Here is an 18,156-nt window from a genome sequence, read left to right on the forward strand (position 1 = left end):
TAGTATGTTGAAGTCTATTGCATTACTCCTGTCCGCTACAGCATTGTCCGTAGGCGCGCATGCGGAGACCTACCCTACGAAGCCCATCATGCTGGTCGTGCCCTTTGCAGCTGGCGGCACCGTCAACCTAATGGGACGCATCGTTGCGGAGCATATAGGTGAACAATTGGGGCAGCCAGTCGTCGTCGACAACAAGGCAGGCGCAGGAGGCGCAATTGGCGCTGGGGTTGTTGCCAAAGCGGCCCCCGATGGCTATACCCTCTTGCTAGGCTCGATGGGGCAAGCTGTGCAGCCTCTGCTTACCAAGCGATTGTCTTACGATCCCAAACAGCTCATTCCAGTAGCGACCTTCGCGACCGTCTCTAACGTACTGGCCGTATCGAACAATGCGCCTGCCAAGAGCGTCTCGGAGCTCGTCAGCTACTCGAAAGCGAATCCTGGCAAGTTGAACATGGCCTCGGCCGGAATGGGCTCGATGAATCATCTCATCGGCGAATTGTTCATGTCCAAAACGGGCGCCGACTTTGTACACGTACCGTACAAGGGCGCCGGCCCCGCAGGAGTGGATTTGCTATCAGGCCAAGTGCAATTGATCTTTGCGAATCTCCCAAACGTGCTGCCTTATGCAAAGTCCGGGAAGGTCCGCATCTTGGCCGTCGCCAGCGAGAAGCGTGACCCAGCAATTCCCAACGTACCAACCTTCGCCGAGGCGGGGGTGAAGGATGCGGTTGTCGAGTCCTGGTACGGCCTCATGGCCCCTGCTGGGACGAAGCCTGAAATCGTGAAGAAACTTCAGGACGCCCTCCTTGTCGCGTCCAAAGACAAGCGCTTCATTACGCAACTGGCAGAGCAAGGCGCACGACCGTATCCAGGCTCCAGCGCGGATATGGCGCGGCTGATGGACAAGGAGAGCAAGCGCTGGAGTGAGGTCATCGACCACGGCAAGATTTCGCTGGACTGAACCGATATTTTTTCACGAAATGTACCGTCGCCTGACAAGCTGATGTCGAGCCCTCCCCTCCGGGAGGGCTTTTTAGCTCTTGAAAGAACAGATCCAAATGACAGATCGCGAACTGGTAATTCCCCCTTCGATGCAGCGCATCGTAGACCGCGCCGGCTATGTGCCCGCAGTGAGAGTCGGTGCCATCGTCTATTGCGCCGGACAGGTCGGACGCACTGCAGAACTCGAAGTTATCACTGACCCAGAAGCGCAATTCCTAGCCTGCTGGGAGAACTTGCGCCTGGTGCTCGAGGCGGCGGGATGTTCGTTCGACGACGTTGTTGATATGACGACGTATCACGTCGAGATGGTCAAGCACATGCCAGTATTCCGAGAAGTAAAGAATCGAGTCTTTCCCCGTGGCACGTGCGCATGGACGTCGATAGGCGTCTCCGAGCTTGCCCATCCCGGCCTGCTCGTCGAGATCAAATGCGTGGCGGTAAGACGAGGATGAGTCGAAGCCGTCGTTCGCCTGAGTTCCACTTGGTCTCGTGGGCGCTGGCAGTGGGATTGATGGAGACCGAGTACACCGCACGAGAAGTGCGACCACATGGGTCGCACATTTGAGCCAATGGGCCTGAAGGCCATACGGATTTCAGATGCGGGGCAGACTGGAGACTTCTCATCGCAACAAGCGCAGCCCGAGCCCTGTCTGGCTCCGTGGCACTCCTAGTTGAGCACTTGAGCAGGTCAACGGATTAGCCGCATTCCTATCACAGAGACTGTTCGGCCTCCCCTAGCGACAAGCCGCGTTCCGGCGCAATCTCGGCAAGGTGGTCCAGTTTCTCGAGCGCCAACGCGATTGCATCTAAGCTCCTCGCCTGGGCCTTGCCAGCGCGGAACGTCGTCTGAATGGTACCGACAAGGGTATGGTGGCGGACAAGAACGAAACCTTGGCTAGTGCCAGTGGAGGTGAGTTGGGTATATGCGCTCAAGTCGTAGTAGCCGACTTTCCGGTAAAGGTCTTGCTGGGTACTGGCGTCGAAACTTCCGGGCTCCGAGTCGCTGGGTGATTCCTGATTCACGGTAAGGCGCTTCTTCTTATATGGGGCCGGGAGGGTATCCGTCCACTATAGAAAGTCCAAACCGTAACGAAATGTGGCTAAAAATGGATAATCGTGAGCTAGGACACCTCGCGGGCCGGAAACCACGGCAGATTTGCGAAGTGCCAAGAGGACATGGATGTGCCATGCCCTCCTGGATGGGACGCGAATGTTGCCCTGAGGCCCGGCTCATTTACTTCCGCCGCTTCACCTTAGGCTGAGAGTCTTTTCGAGATTCCACTACAGCAAGCGGAGTTAGCTTGGCTCGGCGACGAAGAATGAGAAGAGCCCTGGGACGGCGCAATCGGAACAGCGCTTCGCAATGTGGTTGGAACGAAGCGTCTCGCCGGTATCACATACTGGACCGCGAACTCAAAGACAGCTTCAAGAACGAAGTCCAGCGGCATGTCGCTCACGAGCGATTCCACGAGTTGCTGGCAGCCACACCCAAAGATGCACCTAGCTCAGCCGAGGAAGCCACTTGAATATTGATTTGCACCGAATCCGCACCCCCGGTGGGTCAGGATTCGGCGCAAATCAGCAGTCAGCGAAACACCCGGCACCAGATGCAAGACCCCGCCATCAGCTAACGCGACTTTGGCCAATCGACCGGCGAGTTCGCGCGGGCCGGCCGTCCCTTGGCAATACGGCGCCTCTAGCCAACCTTGCGTGCTACCCACCATCCCGGCAGCAATGGCCGGAAGCTTTGCTTCAACCAGCCAGTCTGCGACTACCGAACGGTAGACTGCTTCAAAACCGCCCTCGACGATCTGCTGATCCCCAGTGGCGCAACGCGGGCGTCGAGCAAGGCGGTTTCCTCGCCAAGGGGCATCGCTCCTAGCGAGGATGTCCCCCAGTCCAGCGCAATAAGGCGCGCATCAGCTTTGGCACTGCAGTTCGCTTCGCTCGGGATAGCGAGTTCGTCGAGACATGCAAGGTCGTGCCCAAGAGACCTGAGTGTGGCGCCCAGAAACCGCGCATTAAAATAATTTACATTGCATTTATGTGTGCAAAAGTGACCTGCAGATTTTTGAAACAGTGCCTTTCTTAATAAAAACAATGACTTAAGTCGTTTACCTGATGTATGGCGTACGTCTTATCTTCTAAGTGCTTCTCAACATTACCGCTTCGACCCTCTCGGTCGCGAGAGTATCGGCCCGTTGGGTAGCGTAAGGGCTTTTCCACGCCTACGGATGCTACAGCCAACGACGGCAACGTCGAAGCACATTGCCAGCAAGCTGCTCCAGCTGTCTTCTTTAGAGGACCGGCGCATTGGGTCCAACAGCGATGTCCAATATTCCTCCGCAGCATCCCCCGTCGGTTACATGTTGTTACACATAAGCTGATCAAACAGACGCACTTCGGCTGCCAATGTTCATTGAGCGGATACCTCGATCGCTGATGGACGCATTGCCGAGGAATGCAGCGAGCATAGCTGTGGTCGCGGTATCCCTAGCACAACGCCTCCGCGCACGACAGCAAACCACGCGACGATCAGCGCCCTCGAGCGCTCGCCCAGACTGATGGTCAAGCTTCATGGCCTGGCCGACGGAGTCTCCTGCTCACCAACGCGCGACGTGCACATAGTCCTTCGCACTGAGTTTGTGGACTTACCGGTCAACTGACGCGAGGGTTCGGAAGTCCCCCCTAGAGAGGACGAGCCAATGCACTCCTAGGCGCGAGCGGACAACGCCTCAGATCATCCATACCTCCTTCTGAGTACGCAACAAGCTCGCCCACGTCGGCTCGGCTCCGTATCGCCCCTACGCGCCAGCGGCCCAGTTGGGTGAGGACCTAGAATGGGACGTCTACGCTCCACGCACGGGGCCGACGGCAAAGGCTTTCCTGCGAAAGCTTGTTCGGCGGTACTGCTCGCAACGTTCCACGCCAGATCCACCTTGATTGAGCCGTAGTCGTAATGTCTTCACCGTCTCTTCGTGTCGACACCAGCATCGCGGCCTTCCCATCCGCACCCAACAGGAAAAGTCCACAAAACCACCCGCCGCGAGCAACAATCCGCGCAGCGGAAGAATCCTGCGCTCCCACGGCGCCACACATCTCTTACCCAAGGCGTCCCCTTCCCCACCAAAGCCTGCGCCTCAGCCTTTCTCGCGCGGTTTGACCCAGCCTGCCTTCGCTCCACACGGATGCGTTCCTCCGCCTTGCGAGGAGACCGGAAGGCATCGATATCGTTGTTCCCAATCAGTGCTAGCTTCCAACGATCACCCTTCGTCGACGACCGTCGTAATTTCGGTCGACAAAGGATTGGATCTTCCTTCACAACAACTCTCACCGGTGTTGCTCTCGACGTCTGGCGGCGCGGGAGCTGATGGCGGGCACGCAAACACGCAGAAGACGCGCCCGACGCCAGGACCCAGACATGCAAGCTTTCACGCCCACCGGTTAGCGAGTAGCGCACCCACCGGATTGTCGGAAATGCTGGCGTAAGCCCCGCCGCCAAGAAACCGACATCCATCGCCTCGACTGGCTGGCCTGGCAGGCCAGCCTCCCCTGGGTTTCTCTAGCGACTTAACCATGTTGCTTTCCGCTGCCGATGCAAAGTGTGCGCATGGTCCAGGATGCATCCGCGGCCGCTGTGGATCGCAGGCAACGGCCGCCCAACTGGGTCAACAGGCGCTGTGTCGCGCTCACCCCAAGCCTCACCCCACATACTCAGGCATATGGACCTGGGATGACCGTAGAGGTACGGGAATGGATAGCATCCGCCCCTACGTCGTCTGACCGTGCCGTTGGCTCATCGCGACAAATTTGAACGGACCGCATGCGCAGTTCTTCCAGCCTAACCTTGAATGATCTCCGCACGTACGTTGGACTGCCCTACCCTTTTCCAAACGGGACGATCCGCCCTGACGCGTTTCCAAATCTCTGCCGCCCTGCTAGACGGTCAGAGTTCGGCGTCAACTCTTTGATTACCCGAACACCGTTCCTCCATCGCCACCCAGCAATGCGAACCCAAGGAGCAATCGGTTCGAAAGGGATAGCAATACTCGGACTTACGACGCCGCAAAGCTCGTTCACAGCACCGCGCACTTAGATCCATATCCCGGACCGCCAAACTGCCGCCCCAAGGCCCAGTCCTATCATTCCTGCGGCGACTCTTTCGACTCGCGAACACCCCAAACCCGAAGCACAACAAGCCACTTTCTAATAGAAATCCTTAAAAATCAAATACTTAGGAATTTCGAATGAGGATTTCACCAAATCACATTCCTGACGTCAAAAAACCGCTGGTTTCATAACCCATTGATTTCATTGGGTTTCTACTAGAAATCGGTCATTGAGGCTTTGGAGTCACCGCTTCCGCTGATTAGAGGCAATTCCTAGATGCGCAACGTCTCATTGACCTAATCACGAACGGAGCGCTTCGCATCGATGGGGCGCCCTGCCCTGTCGTCCCTCGCCATCCGGCAGGCACCCCCGCATCGCCCATTCGTTGACCACGCTGGACCGCCAAGTTTCGTAGTGAAGCATCAGCGCGGACTTCTCGCCGACGTAGCCTGAAACCGCAAGCAAAACACACTGGACGGAAGCGCACGCAGCTTTCCGCCCCCGCCTCCGGTATTCCTACCCGAGCGAATCCCGTGATAACCCGGACGTGACGCCTCCCCAGAGTCAAGCTTGGGCTACCCGCGGTGGCCGGACCTGTGGCGCAAGCTAGCCAAGCGAAGAGCGCCGAATGGTTACCTGCCCCCTCTGCACAGCCAGCGCGAAGCGCAGGTTCACTGGGAACGAGCCGCCCTGCCCCATGACGACCTGGGCATGCGCATCAATTCGTCCCAAGCTGGTCCCGTCACGCTTCACGACCGCCAACCCATGCGACTTCGCGAGAATCGAACTCAAGAGGTTCTTCGCACTCTGCACTTCGGTGGCGGCACGGATAGCTCCTTCCTTGCTCGAAGCGATCGCAGCAAAGTCCAGGTCTTTTCCGGCAAGCGATCGGATGTAAGCGTATGCCTCCCGGCTGGAAAGCGTCGACAGGCGTTCACGGAATGCCGTAGCAATGTCCTCCAGTCGCTTGCCATGACGTTTGGCGATGCCCATGAGCGAGAACACAGCACGGGCAGTCAATCCGAGCTTGAGTAACCAGATCAGCGGGAGCGGGACCTTGGAAGCTGAGCCCATATCTCCGGGCGGCTCGCTTGCGAATGAATTCTGTAAAGACTTCCGTCCGTTGGTATGTTCCTTATATTGGCCGTCTTCCACTGTGAGAGACGGTTCCTTGTGGATAACTTTTCGACGCTTATCTTCTCTTGATGACCGCCCGACGAGACCGAGAAGAATTTGCGCCTTTTCTGTGAGTCGAACCGGAGAGACGTGGAATCGCCCGGAGCGCGCAATGCGGATCTGTTCACGGACGACGTAACCATGCCGTTGCAAATCCGCCAGGCCGCGATAGAGGGACGACTCGCTGGTGAGCAAAGATTCAGCGCGTAGCAAATCCCGGCGGGGCCAGATGGACGACGAGGGGCGAGACAAATTGAAGAATCGCAGAATGCCAAAAAGGACCCGACGGGCGGTAGTCCCGAGGTCCAGGCAATTCAGCGGGTCGAATACGGCAGCTCGGGCTTCAATAAGCGCGAGTGGTAGAGGAGAAGGGCGAGCAATAGCCTCGCCCGGCGCGTAGCGTTGCGCAATAGTCATACTGACTCCGATTTTTAAGGACGAACGCCCTCCGGAGCTTGACTAGGCAAAATCTCTCGCTACACTGAACACTCGTTGCGACTCGTGTTCACGGTTCCCGCCGTAGATACGTGTAGGTTGAGCTTTGATCTGTTCAAACTCCACCAAATCGAGTTTCGGATTCCCGTCCGAATCTCAGCAGAGGCCTGGGTTCCCGCCCAGGCCTTTGTCTTTGTGGTGAGGGATGTGTCAAAAGCGCGCTTTAGTTCATTCGCTTCACTCTCTCGTGTGTTGTAAAAGGCAGAAATCCTGCTTTTTAGTTGTTCGTCTCGACGCTGGTCTCAATGAACTCCCGCACCAGCTTTTCCCAGGCTTGTGCGTCTTCGGCCTTCTTGAACTTCAGCGTGACCGTCCCATTACGAGTCGTCACCGCACACAGTTCACGCGTTCCCACTTTGATCCGATGCGTTTCCGCAGCCGCCGGCGCAGCAGCTTTTTGCCGCACGCGCGCGTGGAGGAGGGCGATGGCTTGCTTTTGCGTGACCTTCTCATCGCTCAGCAGCTTCTCCACGACCTCCGTGACCGCGGCTTCCTGGTCCGGGTGCTCCCCCAAAAACGTTGCCATCTCGTAAGCCGCGTTTACGCCCAAGCGACCGCGATCGCTTGCGGCTTCCACCACCGCGATGGCTTGTTCGGGTAAACGCGCATACGAGAACAGCTTGCTCAGGTGCCCGGCCGAAATGCCTGCGGCCGCCGCAATATCCTGCTGCGACTGCCCAGTGCGGTCGACGTGTTTCTGGAACCCCAGGTACTTCTCGAAGTCGGGCAGCGACGGGGAGAGCAGGTTCGAATAGAACGCCGCTTCCTCGATCTGCTCGACGTCCGCCAGATCGGCGAACACCGCCGGGATCGCGTCCCGGCCGAGTTCCTTGAAGACGTAAAACCGGTTGTGACCGGCTACGAGTTCCTTCTTGCCATCGCCTCGTACGACGAGCGTGATCGGGTGAACCAGCTTGTTATTGCGCAGGTTCTCCCGCAGCTCAGCGTACTGTTCCGGCGTGAGCTTGCGCCGACGCCCGGGGACTTCGGTAATCTCGTCGAGTGCGACTTCGACGGCCTTGCCAACGCTCGCTTCAAGCTCGGCAACCCGGCGCTCGGCCGCCGCGACGGCCGACTGCGCAGCCAGCATGCGGCCGGGCGATGTCTTGGGCTCGTTGGCTTCGGGTTTAGGCGTATTGGTTTTGACTGCGATGTTGGCGGTCTTCGCCAACAACTTGTCGCCGATTCTCATACTTCTTTCCTTTCTGTCCATGCCCTGACGAACTGGTCGTCCACATGCAGGGCGAGCTTGTCCAGCGGGTCGCGGAAGCGCTGATACGCTTCAACGCTGCCGTCAGGCTTGGAAAGGTCATAGACGGTCGCCAGCTGCGCCGAAGCGCCCTTGGGGACCGATGACTCGGGAATCTCGATGCTCAGTACACGATTGCCGTAGGCCTTGACCATCCACTCACGCACGACCCGCGACACCGCATCCTGCTTCACCTTGGTGAGCACGATGTTGATGAAGTCATAGCGCTTGGATTCGAGCACGCCAGGTAGCTTCTTCGCGATATCCGAGAAGAGGTGCCAGAACTGCGTCGAGCTGGCGAAGTCCAGCCCGTCGGGCGGGCAGGGCATCAGAATGCCATCCGAGGCAATTAGCGCATTGATCGTGATGTAGCTCAGCGCAGGCGGCGTGTCGATGACGATCACGTCGTACTGCTCGGACAGCGGCACCAGGCCCTTGCGCAGGATGTCCCAGAACTCGAAGCCCGACTCGGACAGCACCTTCGACGGAATCTCGAACTCCGCGTCGAACAGTGCCGACGAGGCCGGGATCAGATCCAGGTTATGCCAATAGGTCGTCTGGACGGCATAGTCCAGCGTCGTCTGGTCGCCATAGATCAGCGGCAGCAGCGTCTGCTCTTCGGCAATCTCGGCATCCGGGGCCCAGCCGCAAAGCTGGGTCGTTGTACCCTGCGGATCGCAGTCGACAATCAGGACGCGTCGGCCGAGCAGGGTCAAGGCCTGCGCCAAGCAGACCGCGGTCGTGGTCTTGGCCACACCGCCCTTGAAATTACCGACCGTGACGATCCGCCCGCGCTGGCCTTCCGGCCGCTTAGCCCGGCCGTTGGCGTGCTGCACCCACGTGATGGCATCTTCCAGGCTGAATACCTTGGCCCGGCCGTTGCCCTGCGAGGTGCCCGCCGGCAAGCCGCCTTTGGTGGCAAGATAATGGAAGCGCGCCTTGTCAACCCCGCACAGCGAGGCGATCTGGCTACTGGTAAACGTCGGCGGGATCTTGCGGGGGTAGGGTTCCAGCATGGCATCCCGAATCTGCCCAAAGACGTCATTAGCCTGCGCAGCAACGGCCGCGAGCCCGTCGATTGACAGGCCGTGGTCGTCTGAAAAGTCTGGGCGCGGGAGTTCTGCCTTGAGTAAGCTCGTGCGTGCCATAACAGTTGTAAATCCGTTGGAAAGGTCCCGAAGCGCTTGACTGACGACGAACCGAAAACTTAGACGCTTTCCGTCAATTAAATGGTTGGCCGTAGAATAGCGACCGTATACGTAAACCGCAAGAGGTTTACGTCACTCCGATGCGTATACGCGTCATTTTTGTGTCAGCCGGCGTTGATTTTCCATTGCAGGGGCGTGGCAGTCCTCGATTTAACCCCTGAAATCATCGTTGGTCGGTGGATTGGCGCGGGTGCGCATTTCGTGTCCGTGCTTCCCAAACGCCAATTGCATTTCACGAATGCGCGACGTGGGTCCGGCGCCCCGGATCCCAGTCACACCTTACGCAGAAGCCGCCGTATTTCGAGAAGACCAAGTGTCAGCAGATTTTCCTTGTATAAGCAGGGACGTATCCTGACCGGTCAAAGCGACCCGCCTGATCGCGGGCGCGGGCGCGTCGGCGGCAGACGACGCAGCACCTGGACTGCTGGTAAGAACATGGTATAGGCTGCAACATACAGAGAGTGACTGCTCACATAAAAAACGAGCAAGGGCGGCGGATTGGTCGTCGACGCCACGACACGCCGAAACCAAAGGGCTGCATACGTACGGTATGGCTTCCCCAATAATGTTCACCTATTTCCTAATGCGATCTGTTCTTTTGATCAAGCGCCGGAATAGCGCATTACACCGGCCATCGAAACATCGAAAGACCTATCTGGTTGCTGGAAAACGATATCTGCGGCGTGTAGCAGGAGCCGCGGCGAGAAAAGGTGAATAGTATTGCGGTGAAAGCCCCTGCGGTATTTGCAATTAGGTGAACACGAATGGGGAAAAGGCTTCCGTTGATTTCCAACAAGGTGAACACTATTGGGGAATTTCCAAATGCAGGATTAAGGTGAAAGGATTTCGGGCGAGGTGAAATCAGACGCGTCCCAGCGTGTCAGCAGCCCTCGCTGCTAGGCGGACGCACCGTTAGGTGAAAGGATTTGGGGAATATCGAGGGTGAACGAATTAGGGGGTGAGCATCGTTTAAGAACTGCTGGGGTGCCGCTTAGGTGCACAGGTTTGGGGAAGGGTGCCACGCCGGATCCGATATGTAGAAGGGTGCGTGCACTCACTTACGCTCGATGCGCTAATCCGACCGCAGCCATGTTCGCGGGAAAGGTGAACCCTATTGGGGAGCTCGCACGCTCAGAACCGGGATGGCACGCCGCGGGTCGGCCATGGTCCACATCTGAGCGACACATTTCCCCAATGTCGTTCACCTTGAACCCAACGTTTACCCCAACGCCGTTACTCTTTGCGACCGCCGGACGGGCCTGAATGCGGGATGAGGCCGCAACAGTGAAGAAATTTGGGGATGGTGAGATTCGTAAAGGTGAAGAGAATTGGGGCGCCTCATCTGTCAGATCGGGCGCAGCGTGTCATTTGACTCGTTTCACCTGCCGGACCGACACGCCACGCGCGTCATCTTGATAGGTGAACGCGACCCGTCTAACATTTCACCCATCTACACATCGCAGGCACAACCGATGGCACGCGCGAAGGCACCCAAGGGCAGCCAGATCACCCTGTTTCAGCAGCCGGAGGTGGCGGAGCCCTTCAAGAAAGCGGTCCAGGCCATCCACGTTTCACCGGTCGGCGGCTCGCTCACGCTGCAGCAACGACGCCTGTTCAACGCGCTCATCAAGAATGCGATCGAACATCGCCTCGGGGAGGCCGGGACGGTTGAGACCTTCCAGATCTCGATCCCCGAGATGATGGCCAACCTTGCGCTTACCACCAAGGACACCACCTATATAAAGGAGACGGCCAAGTCGCTGATGCGTACGGTTGTCGACTGGGACCAACTTAACAGCGACGGGACAGCGACCTGGACGGGCTCAACCCTGCTGGCGGGGGCGCGGATCACGGGCTCCCTGCTGTCGTACTCCTTTGCACCCCAGATCCGTGAAGAACTGTTGAACCCTGAGCGCTACGCGATGATCGACATGCGGATCGCGAAGCTGTTCCGTCGGGCCCATTCGCTTGCGCTCTGGGAAAACACGGTGCGTTACGAACGCGCAGGGATCACGGCGCGTATACCGCTGGCCGTCTTCCGAAATCTGATCCTTGGGCGCGAGGAGAGCGAGACCAAGTACAAGGAATACAAGATCTTCAAGCGCGCGGTGCTCAACCCCTGTGTCGCGGAGATTTGCGACGTGTCCGATCACTACCTCGAGCTCATCGAGCACAAGGTCGGTCGCTCGGTCACCGAGCTGCAGTTCAAGATCACGCGAAAGGCGGGCGCGAGCAGTGCCGCTGCCGGCGAGGCTGATAACGATGAGGCCGCTCACGATAGCGCTACTCACGATGGAGCCGCTAACGATGGGGCCGCTAACGATGGGGCCGACTTCGGCGAGCTGATCCAGGCAATCATCGGGTTGGGCTTGCCGGCAAGTGAGGCGCGCAAGCTCGCCAAGCTGCACCCGCATGGGACCCTGAACGAAGCGATCACTCACGTCCGCACGCGTGCGTCCGCAAACGACGCCGCGGCGATCGACAATGTGCCCGCGTATTTCCGCAAGACGCTGGCCGACAGGTTGGCGCAAGGGATGGGTGACGGCGCGGGTGGCGGCAAGGATGGGGTCAAGGCCCACGCTAGAAAGGGAAGGGCCGCAGGGGCTGGGTCGGCAATGGGCACGACAGTGGGTGCGACAACGGGCGCGACCGAAGAACCGGTGGTCGCATCGCCACCGCCAGCGAAGTCCGCACAAGAGGCGATGGAGCGCTACATCGCCGCGCGCTTGCCCTTGGCACAGGCGTATTTTGTCGGCCTGGCCGCCGAGGAGCAGATGCCGCTCATCGGCCGGTATAACGATCAGTGTGCGACCGCGGACCTGCAACTTGTTACCCGAAAGCGGCCGACCAAGGTCGCCCAGACGAGCTTCTACAAATGGCTCGCCGATCAAACCTGGGGCATGCCCACGGCCGACGATGTGTTGTCCTTTGTGTTGACCGGCAACGTGGCGGCATAGGTCGCTACCGCTGCGAAACCGGAAGCGCCGCCGACCAGTGGCGCCGACCTGTGGCGCAACGACGGTGTTGCCGAGAGAAAAGGGGTCGCTGATGCGGCCCCTTCGTCATTGGGCCGCGGCGTGTCGCATGGGTACCGGACCAGCGACCGGTCGGCCCGTCAAAGACGGAAGAGCCAGAGAAAGAAATGCGGGGGAGGGTAGTGGTGAGTGAGTGGGGGCTTGCTGTGTCGTCCCACCTTGCAATGGCGTGCTCGCCGTCAAGGGCTGCGCACGATCGTGCTATCGCGCTTGCATCCTGCGGGCGGATTGTCCCCCTGACGGCTGCGCTTATCGACATGGGGCGTCGGTTCCGGGCAATCCCGCCCACGCAACCGGAGCACCGTCATGTCGCAGTATTTTTCACTCGATCACATCATCGTGGGTGGATGCAAGACGGGATCGTTTGCCGAGTGTTAGCGCCGATGTAAAACTGCCCCCCCTGCGCCGAAGTAAATCTGACCCACTTGGGTGACGATGGCGGCTTTTTCAGGGCTGCCGATGCTGACCCAGGAGCAAGCAGTGGAGATTCGAGTCATGGCCCGAAGGGGCGAGAGCGTCAGAGCGATCGCCAGGCAGTTGGAGTGTTCTCGCAACACGGTACGCCGGTACCTGCGAGATCAGACAGCACAACGGTATGGTCCGCGGGAGCCGCGCGCCTGCAAACTGGACGAATACAAGGCGTATCTGCAGGAGCGGATCGCGCAGGCACGGCCCCGATGGATTCCGGCAACAGTGCTGCTGCGTGAGATACGCGAGCGGGGATACGACGGTGGCATTAGCCAGCTCAAGGCATGGTTGGCACCCCTCAAGACGAGTGAACCCGAGCCGTTGATCCGGTTCGAGACGGCGCCGGGCAAGCAGATGCAGGCCGACTTCACATACGTTCGCCGGGGCCGCGACCCGCTGCTGGCGCTGGTCGCAACGATGGGCTACAGCCGAGCGAGCTTCGTCAAGTTCGTCGCCACGGCCGGCGAGGATGCGCGTACGCTGTGCGCCGGCTTGCGCGAGGCATTCGACTACTTCGGTGGCGTCCCGGAACACGTGCTTTTCGATAACACCAAGGCGGTGGTCATTGAGCGCGACGCATACGGCGAAGGCCTGCACCGATGGAACAGCGAACTGATGGAACTGGCCGAGGCCTGCGGCTTCACGCCCCGGCTCTGCAGGCCATATCGTGCCAAGACCAAGGGGAAGGTGGAGCGCTTTAACGCCTACCTCAAGGGCAGCTTCGTGGTGCCGTTGGCGGCGACGCTGGAAGCCAGCGGACTTCGCCTGGACGCGAACGTGGCCAATATGCACGTACGCCGCTGGCTCGACGAGGTCGCAAACGCCCGAATCCACGCCACCACGAGGGCTGTGCCGGCCGTGCGGCTTGCTGAGGAGAGAGCGGTCATGCTGGCGGCGCCAGCACTCAACGCACCTCTACAGAAGGCTCAGCGTGTGGCCATGCCCATAGAGAGCCTGCAGCACCCGCTAGCCGTGTACGACGCGTTGCTGGAGGTTGCGCAATGAGCCTGCAGCACGATCGTATCGTCGCGCTATGCGACCAGCTCAAGTTAGTCCGGTTGGCTAGCGATTGGCCGGCGCTGGCGCAGGACGCCGCGCGTCATGAGAAGAGCTTCGCGGACTTCCTCGAGGCCGTGCTGACCGGTGAGCACCAGGCCCGGGAGGAACGCAAGCGCACGACTTTGGGCCGGCTGGCGACGATGCCTACCATCAAGACGCTGGAGCAGTTCGACTGGGCTCAGGCCGCCGGCGCACCCAAAGCGCAGATTGTGGAGTTGGGCCATCTGACCTTCGTCGAGCGTGCGGAGAACGTGGTGTTGTTAGGTCCTAGCGGCGTGGGCAAGACGCATATTGCGCTGGCGCTGTGCCAGCGTGCGGTGATGGCCGGCCACAAGGCCCGCTTCATCACCGCAGCCGACCTGATGATGCAGTTGGCAGCAGCCAAGTCGCAGGGCCGACTCAAGGAATACTTTAACCGGGCGGTGCTGGGTCCGAAGCTGCTGGTGATCGACGAAATCGGCTACCTGCCGTTTGGGCGGGACGAGGCCAATCTGTTCTTCAACGTCGTCGCCAAGCGCTATGAGCGCGGGTCGATGGTCCTCACGAGCAACCTGCCGTTCACACAGTGGGCAGGCGCGTTCGCTGACGATCAAACGCTGACTGCGGCGATGCTGGATCGCCTGCTGCATCACGCCCACATCGTACAGATCATGGGCGAGAGCTTCCGGCTCAAGGACAAACGCAAGGCCGGCCAGGCGGTCAGGAAGGCGATGCAGGTGTAATTGACGGGGTCGCACCACCAGATATTGGCGTGCGGCCAGAGAGGCCCGGGTGGGTCAGATTTACTTCGGCGATCACGCCAAAAGTGGGTCAGTTTTAAATCGGCGTTGACAGCCGAGCGCGGGTTGCTGTGAACGCTCGGGGCTTTGGCCCCTTTTTCATTCGGCGTCAGTGGGAGCCAATGCGCTCAGCCTTCCTGTTCAGACAGGCCTGCGCGTCTGGGTGGTGTGCGATCGGGTCAAGCTTGATACTGCCCACGGGAACGGTTTCGGACGCGGCTCTGGCAAGCGATTCCTCACGATGGTTCTACGCTGGCTGCCCCCCGCGCTTCTACCGTGACTGAGGGCTGAGCCGTCCCATGCACGGGCCGCCGCGCTATTCCTCCTGGAAGGCTTCCTCACGCTTGGCCTTAATCGAGGGCAGGGCCACCACCGCCACTAGCACGGCTGCGGCAATCAGCAACCCGAGCGACAGCGGACGGGTCAAGAAGACGCTGAATTCGCCTCGTGACAGCAATAGCGCCCGGCGGAAGTTCTCTTCCATCATCGGCCCCAGCACGAAGCCCAGCAGCAGCGGCGCCGGTTCGCACTTGAACTTGATGAACAGATAGCCGACCACACCGAAGCCAGCCGCGGTAAAGACGTCGAACGTCTGGTTATTGACCGAGTACACGCCGATGCAGCAAAACACCAGGATGGCTGGGTACAGAAAGCGGTAGGGCACCTGCAGCAGCTTGACCCAGATCCCGATCAGCGGAAGGTTCAGGATGATCAGCATCAGGTTGCCGATCCACATCGAGGCGATCAGGCCCCAGAAAAGCGACGGGTTGCTGGTCATCACCTGCGGGCCGGGCTGGATGTTGTGGATGGTCATCGCGCCCACCATTAGCGCCATCACGGCGTTGGGCGGAATGCCCAGCGTCAGCAACGGGATGAATGAGGTCTGCGCCGCAGCATTGTTCGCCGACTCGGGGCCCGCCACGCCTTCGATGGCGCCCTTGCCGAATTCACTGGAGTACTTGGATGTCTTCTTTTCCAGCGAGTAAGCGGCAAAGGAAGCGAGCGCCGCACCGCCGCCGGGCAGAATGCCCAGCACCGAGCCCAGGCAGGTGCCCCGCAGCACGGCGGGAATCATGCGCTTGAAGTCTGCCTTGGTCGGCCACAAGTTGGTGACGTGGTCGGTGAACGTTTCGCGGGATTCCTTCTGCTCCAGGTTGGAGATGATTTCCGCGAAGCCGAACATGCCCATGGCCAGCGCGACGAAATCGACGCCATCGGTCAATTCCGGTACATCGAATGAGAAGCGTGCGGCACCCGAGTTCACGTCGGTACCCACCAGGCCCAGCAGCAGGCCCAGCACGATCATAGCTACCGCCTTGGCCAGCGAGCCCGAGGCCAGCACCACGGCGCCGATCAGGCCCAGACACATCAGCGAGAAGTACTCAGCAGGACCGAACTTGAAGGCCAGTTCGGACAGCGGCGTGGCAAACGCAGCCAGGATCAGCGTGGACACGCAGCCGGCGAAGAAGGAGCCCAGCCCGGCCGTGGCCAGCGCCACCCCGGCACGACCGCGCCGCGCCATCTGGTAGCCGTCGATGGTGGTCACCACTGACGACGACTCGCCCGGCAGGTTCACCAGGATGGCGGTGGTCGATCCCCCGTACTGGGCGCCATAGTAGATGCCGGCCAGCATGATAAGCGCGGCCACCGGCGGCAGGGTGTAGGTCACTGGCAGCAGCATGGCGATGGTGGCCAGCGGGCCGATGCCCGGTAGCACGCCGATCAGGGTACCCAGCACGCAGCCCAGGAAAGCGTAGACAAGGTTTTGCAGCGACAGCGCTGTGGCAAAACCGAGCCCGAGGTGTTGAATCAGTTCCATCTTGCGGCTCCCTCAACTGGCAATGAATGCCTGCCACGCTCACATTTGCGGGTTGATGCCTTAGACGAAGGCGCCCAGGCTGATAACAGCCCACGCCGCCTTCAGATCCCAGTGCGCGAGATGGTCCCCCGTCTTTGCCCGACAACGAACCAATCAGCACCAGAACACTCGCAACTGGGCCAGTCGCGGGCACGCGGATGGCAACTCGATAGAATTGATCTAGAGGCTGGATCTTTCAGTCACCTTTCAGGTGTCTCTGTTTACGGGTATTTGCCGACACATGAGTCGTATGAGCCGGCCCCTTTCGGGCGAATGAAGCAAAAACCATCAAACGCCCGCCGGATGCGACTTCCCGTCAGGGGCAATGCGTTCCGCCAACGGCCCGACCGCAATCGCGATTTTTCCCTGTAGGCCGTTGTTGGCACTCTCAAGTTTGGCGTGAGCCAAGGGGATGTCGGCGAGGGAGTAGACAGCGCCTACGTGCGGCCGCAGTTGGCCGCGCTCGACCAACGCGCTCAGTTCATCCAGCTTGCCGCGGTTCTGCCGTGTGAACACAAAGTGGTAGCTCGCGTTCTTGCCCCATGCCTGTATCACGTTCTGCGGCTGCGCGGTATCGACGATCGTGACCACGCGGCCCAGTTGGGCGAGGGCGTCGGGGCTGCGGGACAGCGTATTGCCGCCGATGGTGTCCAACACAACATCCACGCCACGGCCGCCTGTTTCGCGCAGGATCGCGTCAACGTAGTCCTCTTTCCGGTAGTCGATGGCCACGTCGGCGCCCATGCGTCTTGCGAACGCAAAGTTGGCGTCGCGTACGGTCGTGAACACTCTGGCTCCCATCGCTTTCGCGACCTGGATCGCAATATGGCCGACGCCGCCCGCGCCGCCGTGGATCAGGATGCTTTCTCCCGCGCGTAGCGCCGCACGTGCGACCAGCGCTTCCCACACCGTTCCGCCCGCGAGGCTCAAGCTTGCCGCTTCGACGTGGCTCAGGGACGCGGGCTTCTTCGCTACGATGTGCTCGGATGCAACGTGGTATTCGGCATAGCTTCCTGGGCCGTCGAAGATCTGCGGGGTGTACCAGACTTCGTCGCCTGGGTGGAAGGCCGTCACGCCAGGGCCGATTGCTTCGACGACGCCAGAGACGTCATGGCCGGTGATGGCGGGCAGTGGCACCAGGTCAGCGTAGTCGCCGCGCCGGACCTGATAGTCCAGAGGATTGATCGACGTGGCCTCGACCCGGACCAGGACTTGTCCCGCCTGAGGCGCGGGTTTCGGTACGTCGCAAAGTTCGAACGCGTCGGGGCCGCCGAATGTTTTCAGTACCAGTGCTTTCATTGCGAACTATCTCCAGTTCGTTTCGGTAAAACGGGATATCGAGAAATATCGATATATCCGGACAAAAAATTACAGCTCCTTCCCAATCAACTGGGCGAGGGCATTGATGGCGGCTTCGTTTCGCTTGTAGTAGGTCCACTGCCCAATGCGCTGGACGTCGACCAGCCCCGCGCGTTGGAGGGTCGCAAGGTAATCCGACACCGTCGATTGCGACAGGCCGACACCTTCCTGAATGCTGCTCACGCAAACGCCCACCGTGTGAACGTCGCCCTCATCCTGGGGCGGGAAGTTCTTCACGGGATCTTTCAAGCCGCGCAAAATCTCGAGGCGAGTGCGGTTCGAGAGCGCTTTGAAAATTTCGAGCAAGTCCATGCGGGCAGTATATCGGCATTTCCCGATATGTCAATGTGAGGTGCCG

The 18,156-nt window shown here is 59.8% G+C and carries 13 protein-coding genes; 5 read left to right on the forward strand and 8 right to left on the reverse strand.

Features of this window, described 5'->3' with window-relative positions; translation table 11 throughout:
- The first annotated feature begins 4 nt into the window (after window positions 1-4).
- Both ACOABP_RS28475 and ACOABP_RS28480 read left to right on the forward strand, forming a co-directional pair.
- Window positions 5-961, forward strand: a complete 957-nt coding sequence (locus ACOABP_RS28475) for a Bug family tripartite tricarboxylate transporter substrate binding protein (RefSeq protein WP_474231109.1) — start codon at window positions 5-7, stop codon at window positions 959-961.
- 97 nt (window positions 962-1,058) lie between these two features.
- Window positions 1,059-1,454, forward strand: coding sequence for a RidA family protein (locus ACOABP_RS28480; protein ID WP_474231111.1), 396 nt, complete (start codon window positions 1,059-1,061; stop codon window positions 1,452-1,454).
- A 259-nt stretch (window positions 1,455-1,713) separates the two neighbouring features.
- On the opposite strand, the gene ACOABP_RS28485 is transcribed toward ACOABP_RS28480, so the two are convergent.
- From ACOABP_RS28485 to ACOABP_RS28505, 5 genes are all read right to left on the reverse strand, one after another.
- Complete coding sequence (locus tag ACOABP_RS28485) at window positions 1,714-2,025, reverse strand: hypothetical protein (protein WP_474231112.1); 312 nt, start codon at window positions 2,023-2,025, stop codon at window positions 1,714-1,716.
- Window positions 2,026-2,507: 482 nt separating this feature from the next.
- On the reverse strand, window positions 2,508-2,900 hold the full coding sequence (locus ACOABP_RS28490) for a 2-dehydro-3-deoxygalactonokinase (protein ID WP_474231390.1): 393 nt from the start codon (window positions 2,898-2,900) through the stop codon (window positions 2,508-2,510).
- A gap of 2,818 nt (window positions 2,901-5,718) precedes the next feature.
- Window positions 5,719-6,705 (reverse strand): hypothetical protein, encoded by a 987-nt coding sequence (locus ACOABP_RS28495; protein ID WP_474231114.1) that lies wholly within the window; start codon window positions 6,703-6,705, stop codon window positions 5,719-5,721.
- A gap of 295 nt (window positions 6,706-7,000) precedes the next feature.
- A complete protein-coding gene (locus ACOABP_RS28500; protein ID WP_474231115.1) occupies window positions 7,001-7,975 on the reverse strand; it encodes a ParB/RepB/Spo0J family partition protein in 975 nt (324 codons plus the stop codon).
- Window positions 7,972-9,180, reverse strand: a complete 1,209-nt coding sequence (locus ACOABP_RS28505) for a ParA family protein (RefSeq protein WP_474231116.1) — start codon at window positions 9,178-9,180, stop codon at window positions 7,972-7,974. The genes ACOABP_RS28500 and ACOABP_RS28505 overlap by 4 nt, the downstream gene beginning before the upstream one ends.
- Window positions 9,181-10,712: 1,532 nt before the next feature.
- On the opposite strand from ACOABP_RS28505, the gene ACOABP_RS28510 reads away from it, so the two are divergent.
- The 3 genes from ACOABP_RS28510 to istB all read left to right on the forward strand — a co-directional run bounded on the left by ACOABP_RS28510 (window position 10,713) and on the right by istB (window position 14,524).
- Window positions 10,713-12,197, forward strand: coding sequence for a RepB family plasmid replication initiator protein (locus tag ACOABP_RS28510; RefSeq protein WP_474231118.1), 1,485 nt, complete (start codon window positions 10,713-10,715; stop codon window positions 12,195-12,197).
- Window positions 12,198-12,734: 537 nt separating this feature from the next.
- A complete protein-coding gene (gene istA / locus ACOABP_RS28515) occupies window positions 12,735-13,748 on the forward strand; it encodes an IS21 family transposase (protein WP_474224957.1) in 1,014 nt (337 codons plus the stop codon).
- Window positions 13,745-14,524 carry an IS21-like element helper ATPase IstB gene (gene istB, locus ACOABP_RS28520; RefSeq protein ID WP_474224958.1) on the forward strand — a complete coding sequence of 260 codons (780 nt, stop codon included), beginning with the start codon at window positions 13,745-13,747 and terminating at the stop codon, window positions 14,522-14,524. Before istA ends, istB begins: the two co-directional genes overlap by 4 nt.
- Window positions 14,525-14,897: 373 nt before the next feature.
- Here the strand turns inward: istB and ACOABP_RS28525 are convergent, their stop codons facing one another.
- From ACOABP_RS28525 to ACOABP_RS28535, 3 genes are all read right to left on the reverse strand, one after another.
- Window positions 14,898-16,400: a tripartite tricarboxylate transporter permease gene (locus tag ACOABP_RS28525; protein ID WP_474231120.1), complete on the reverse strand. Its 1,503-nt coding sequence runs from the start codon at window positions 16,398-16,400 to the stop codon at window positions 14,898-14,900.
- A gap of 327 nt (window positions 16,401-16,727) precedes the next feature.
- Window positions 16,728-17,738, reverse strand: a complete 1,011-nt coding sequence (locus tag ACOABP_RS28530; protein ID WP_474231121.1) for a zinc-dependent alcohol dehydrogenase family protein — start codon at window positions 17,736-17,738, stop codon at window positions 16,728-16,730.
- 69 nt (window positions 17,739-17,807) lie between these two features.
- Window positions 17,808-18,110 carry an ArsR/SmtB family transcription factor gene (locus ACOABP_RS28535; RefSeq protein ID WP_066742938.1) on the reverse strand — a complete coding sequence of 101 codons (303 nt, stop codon included), beginning with the start codon at window positions 18,108-18,110 and terminating at the stop codon, window positions 17,808-17,810.
- Window positions 18,111-18,156: the final 46 nt, after the last annotated feature.

This window comes from Cupriavidus sp. HE11, from assembly GCF_056097175.1.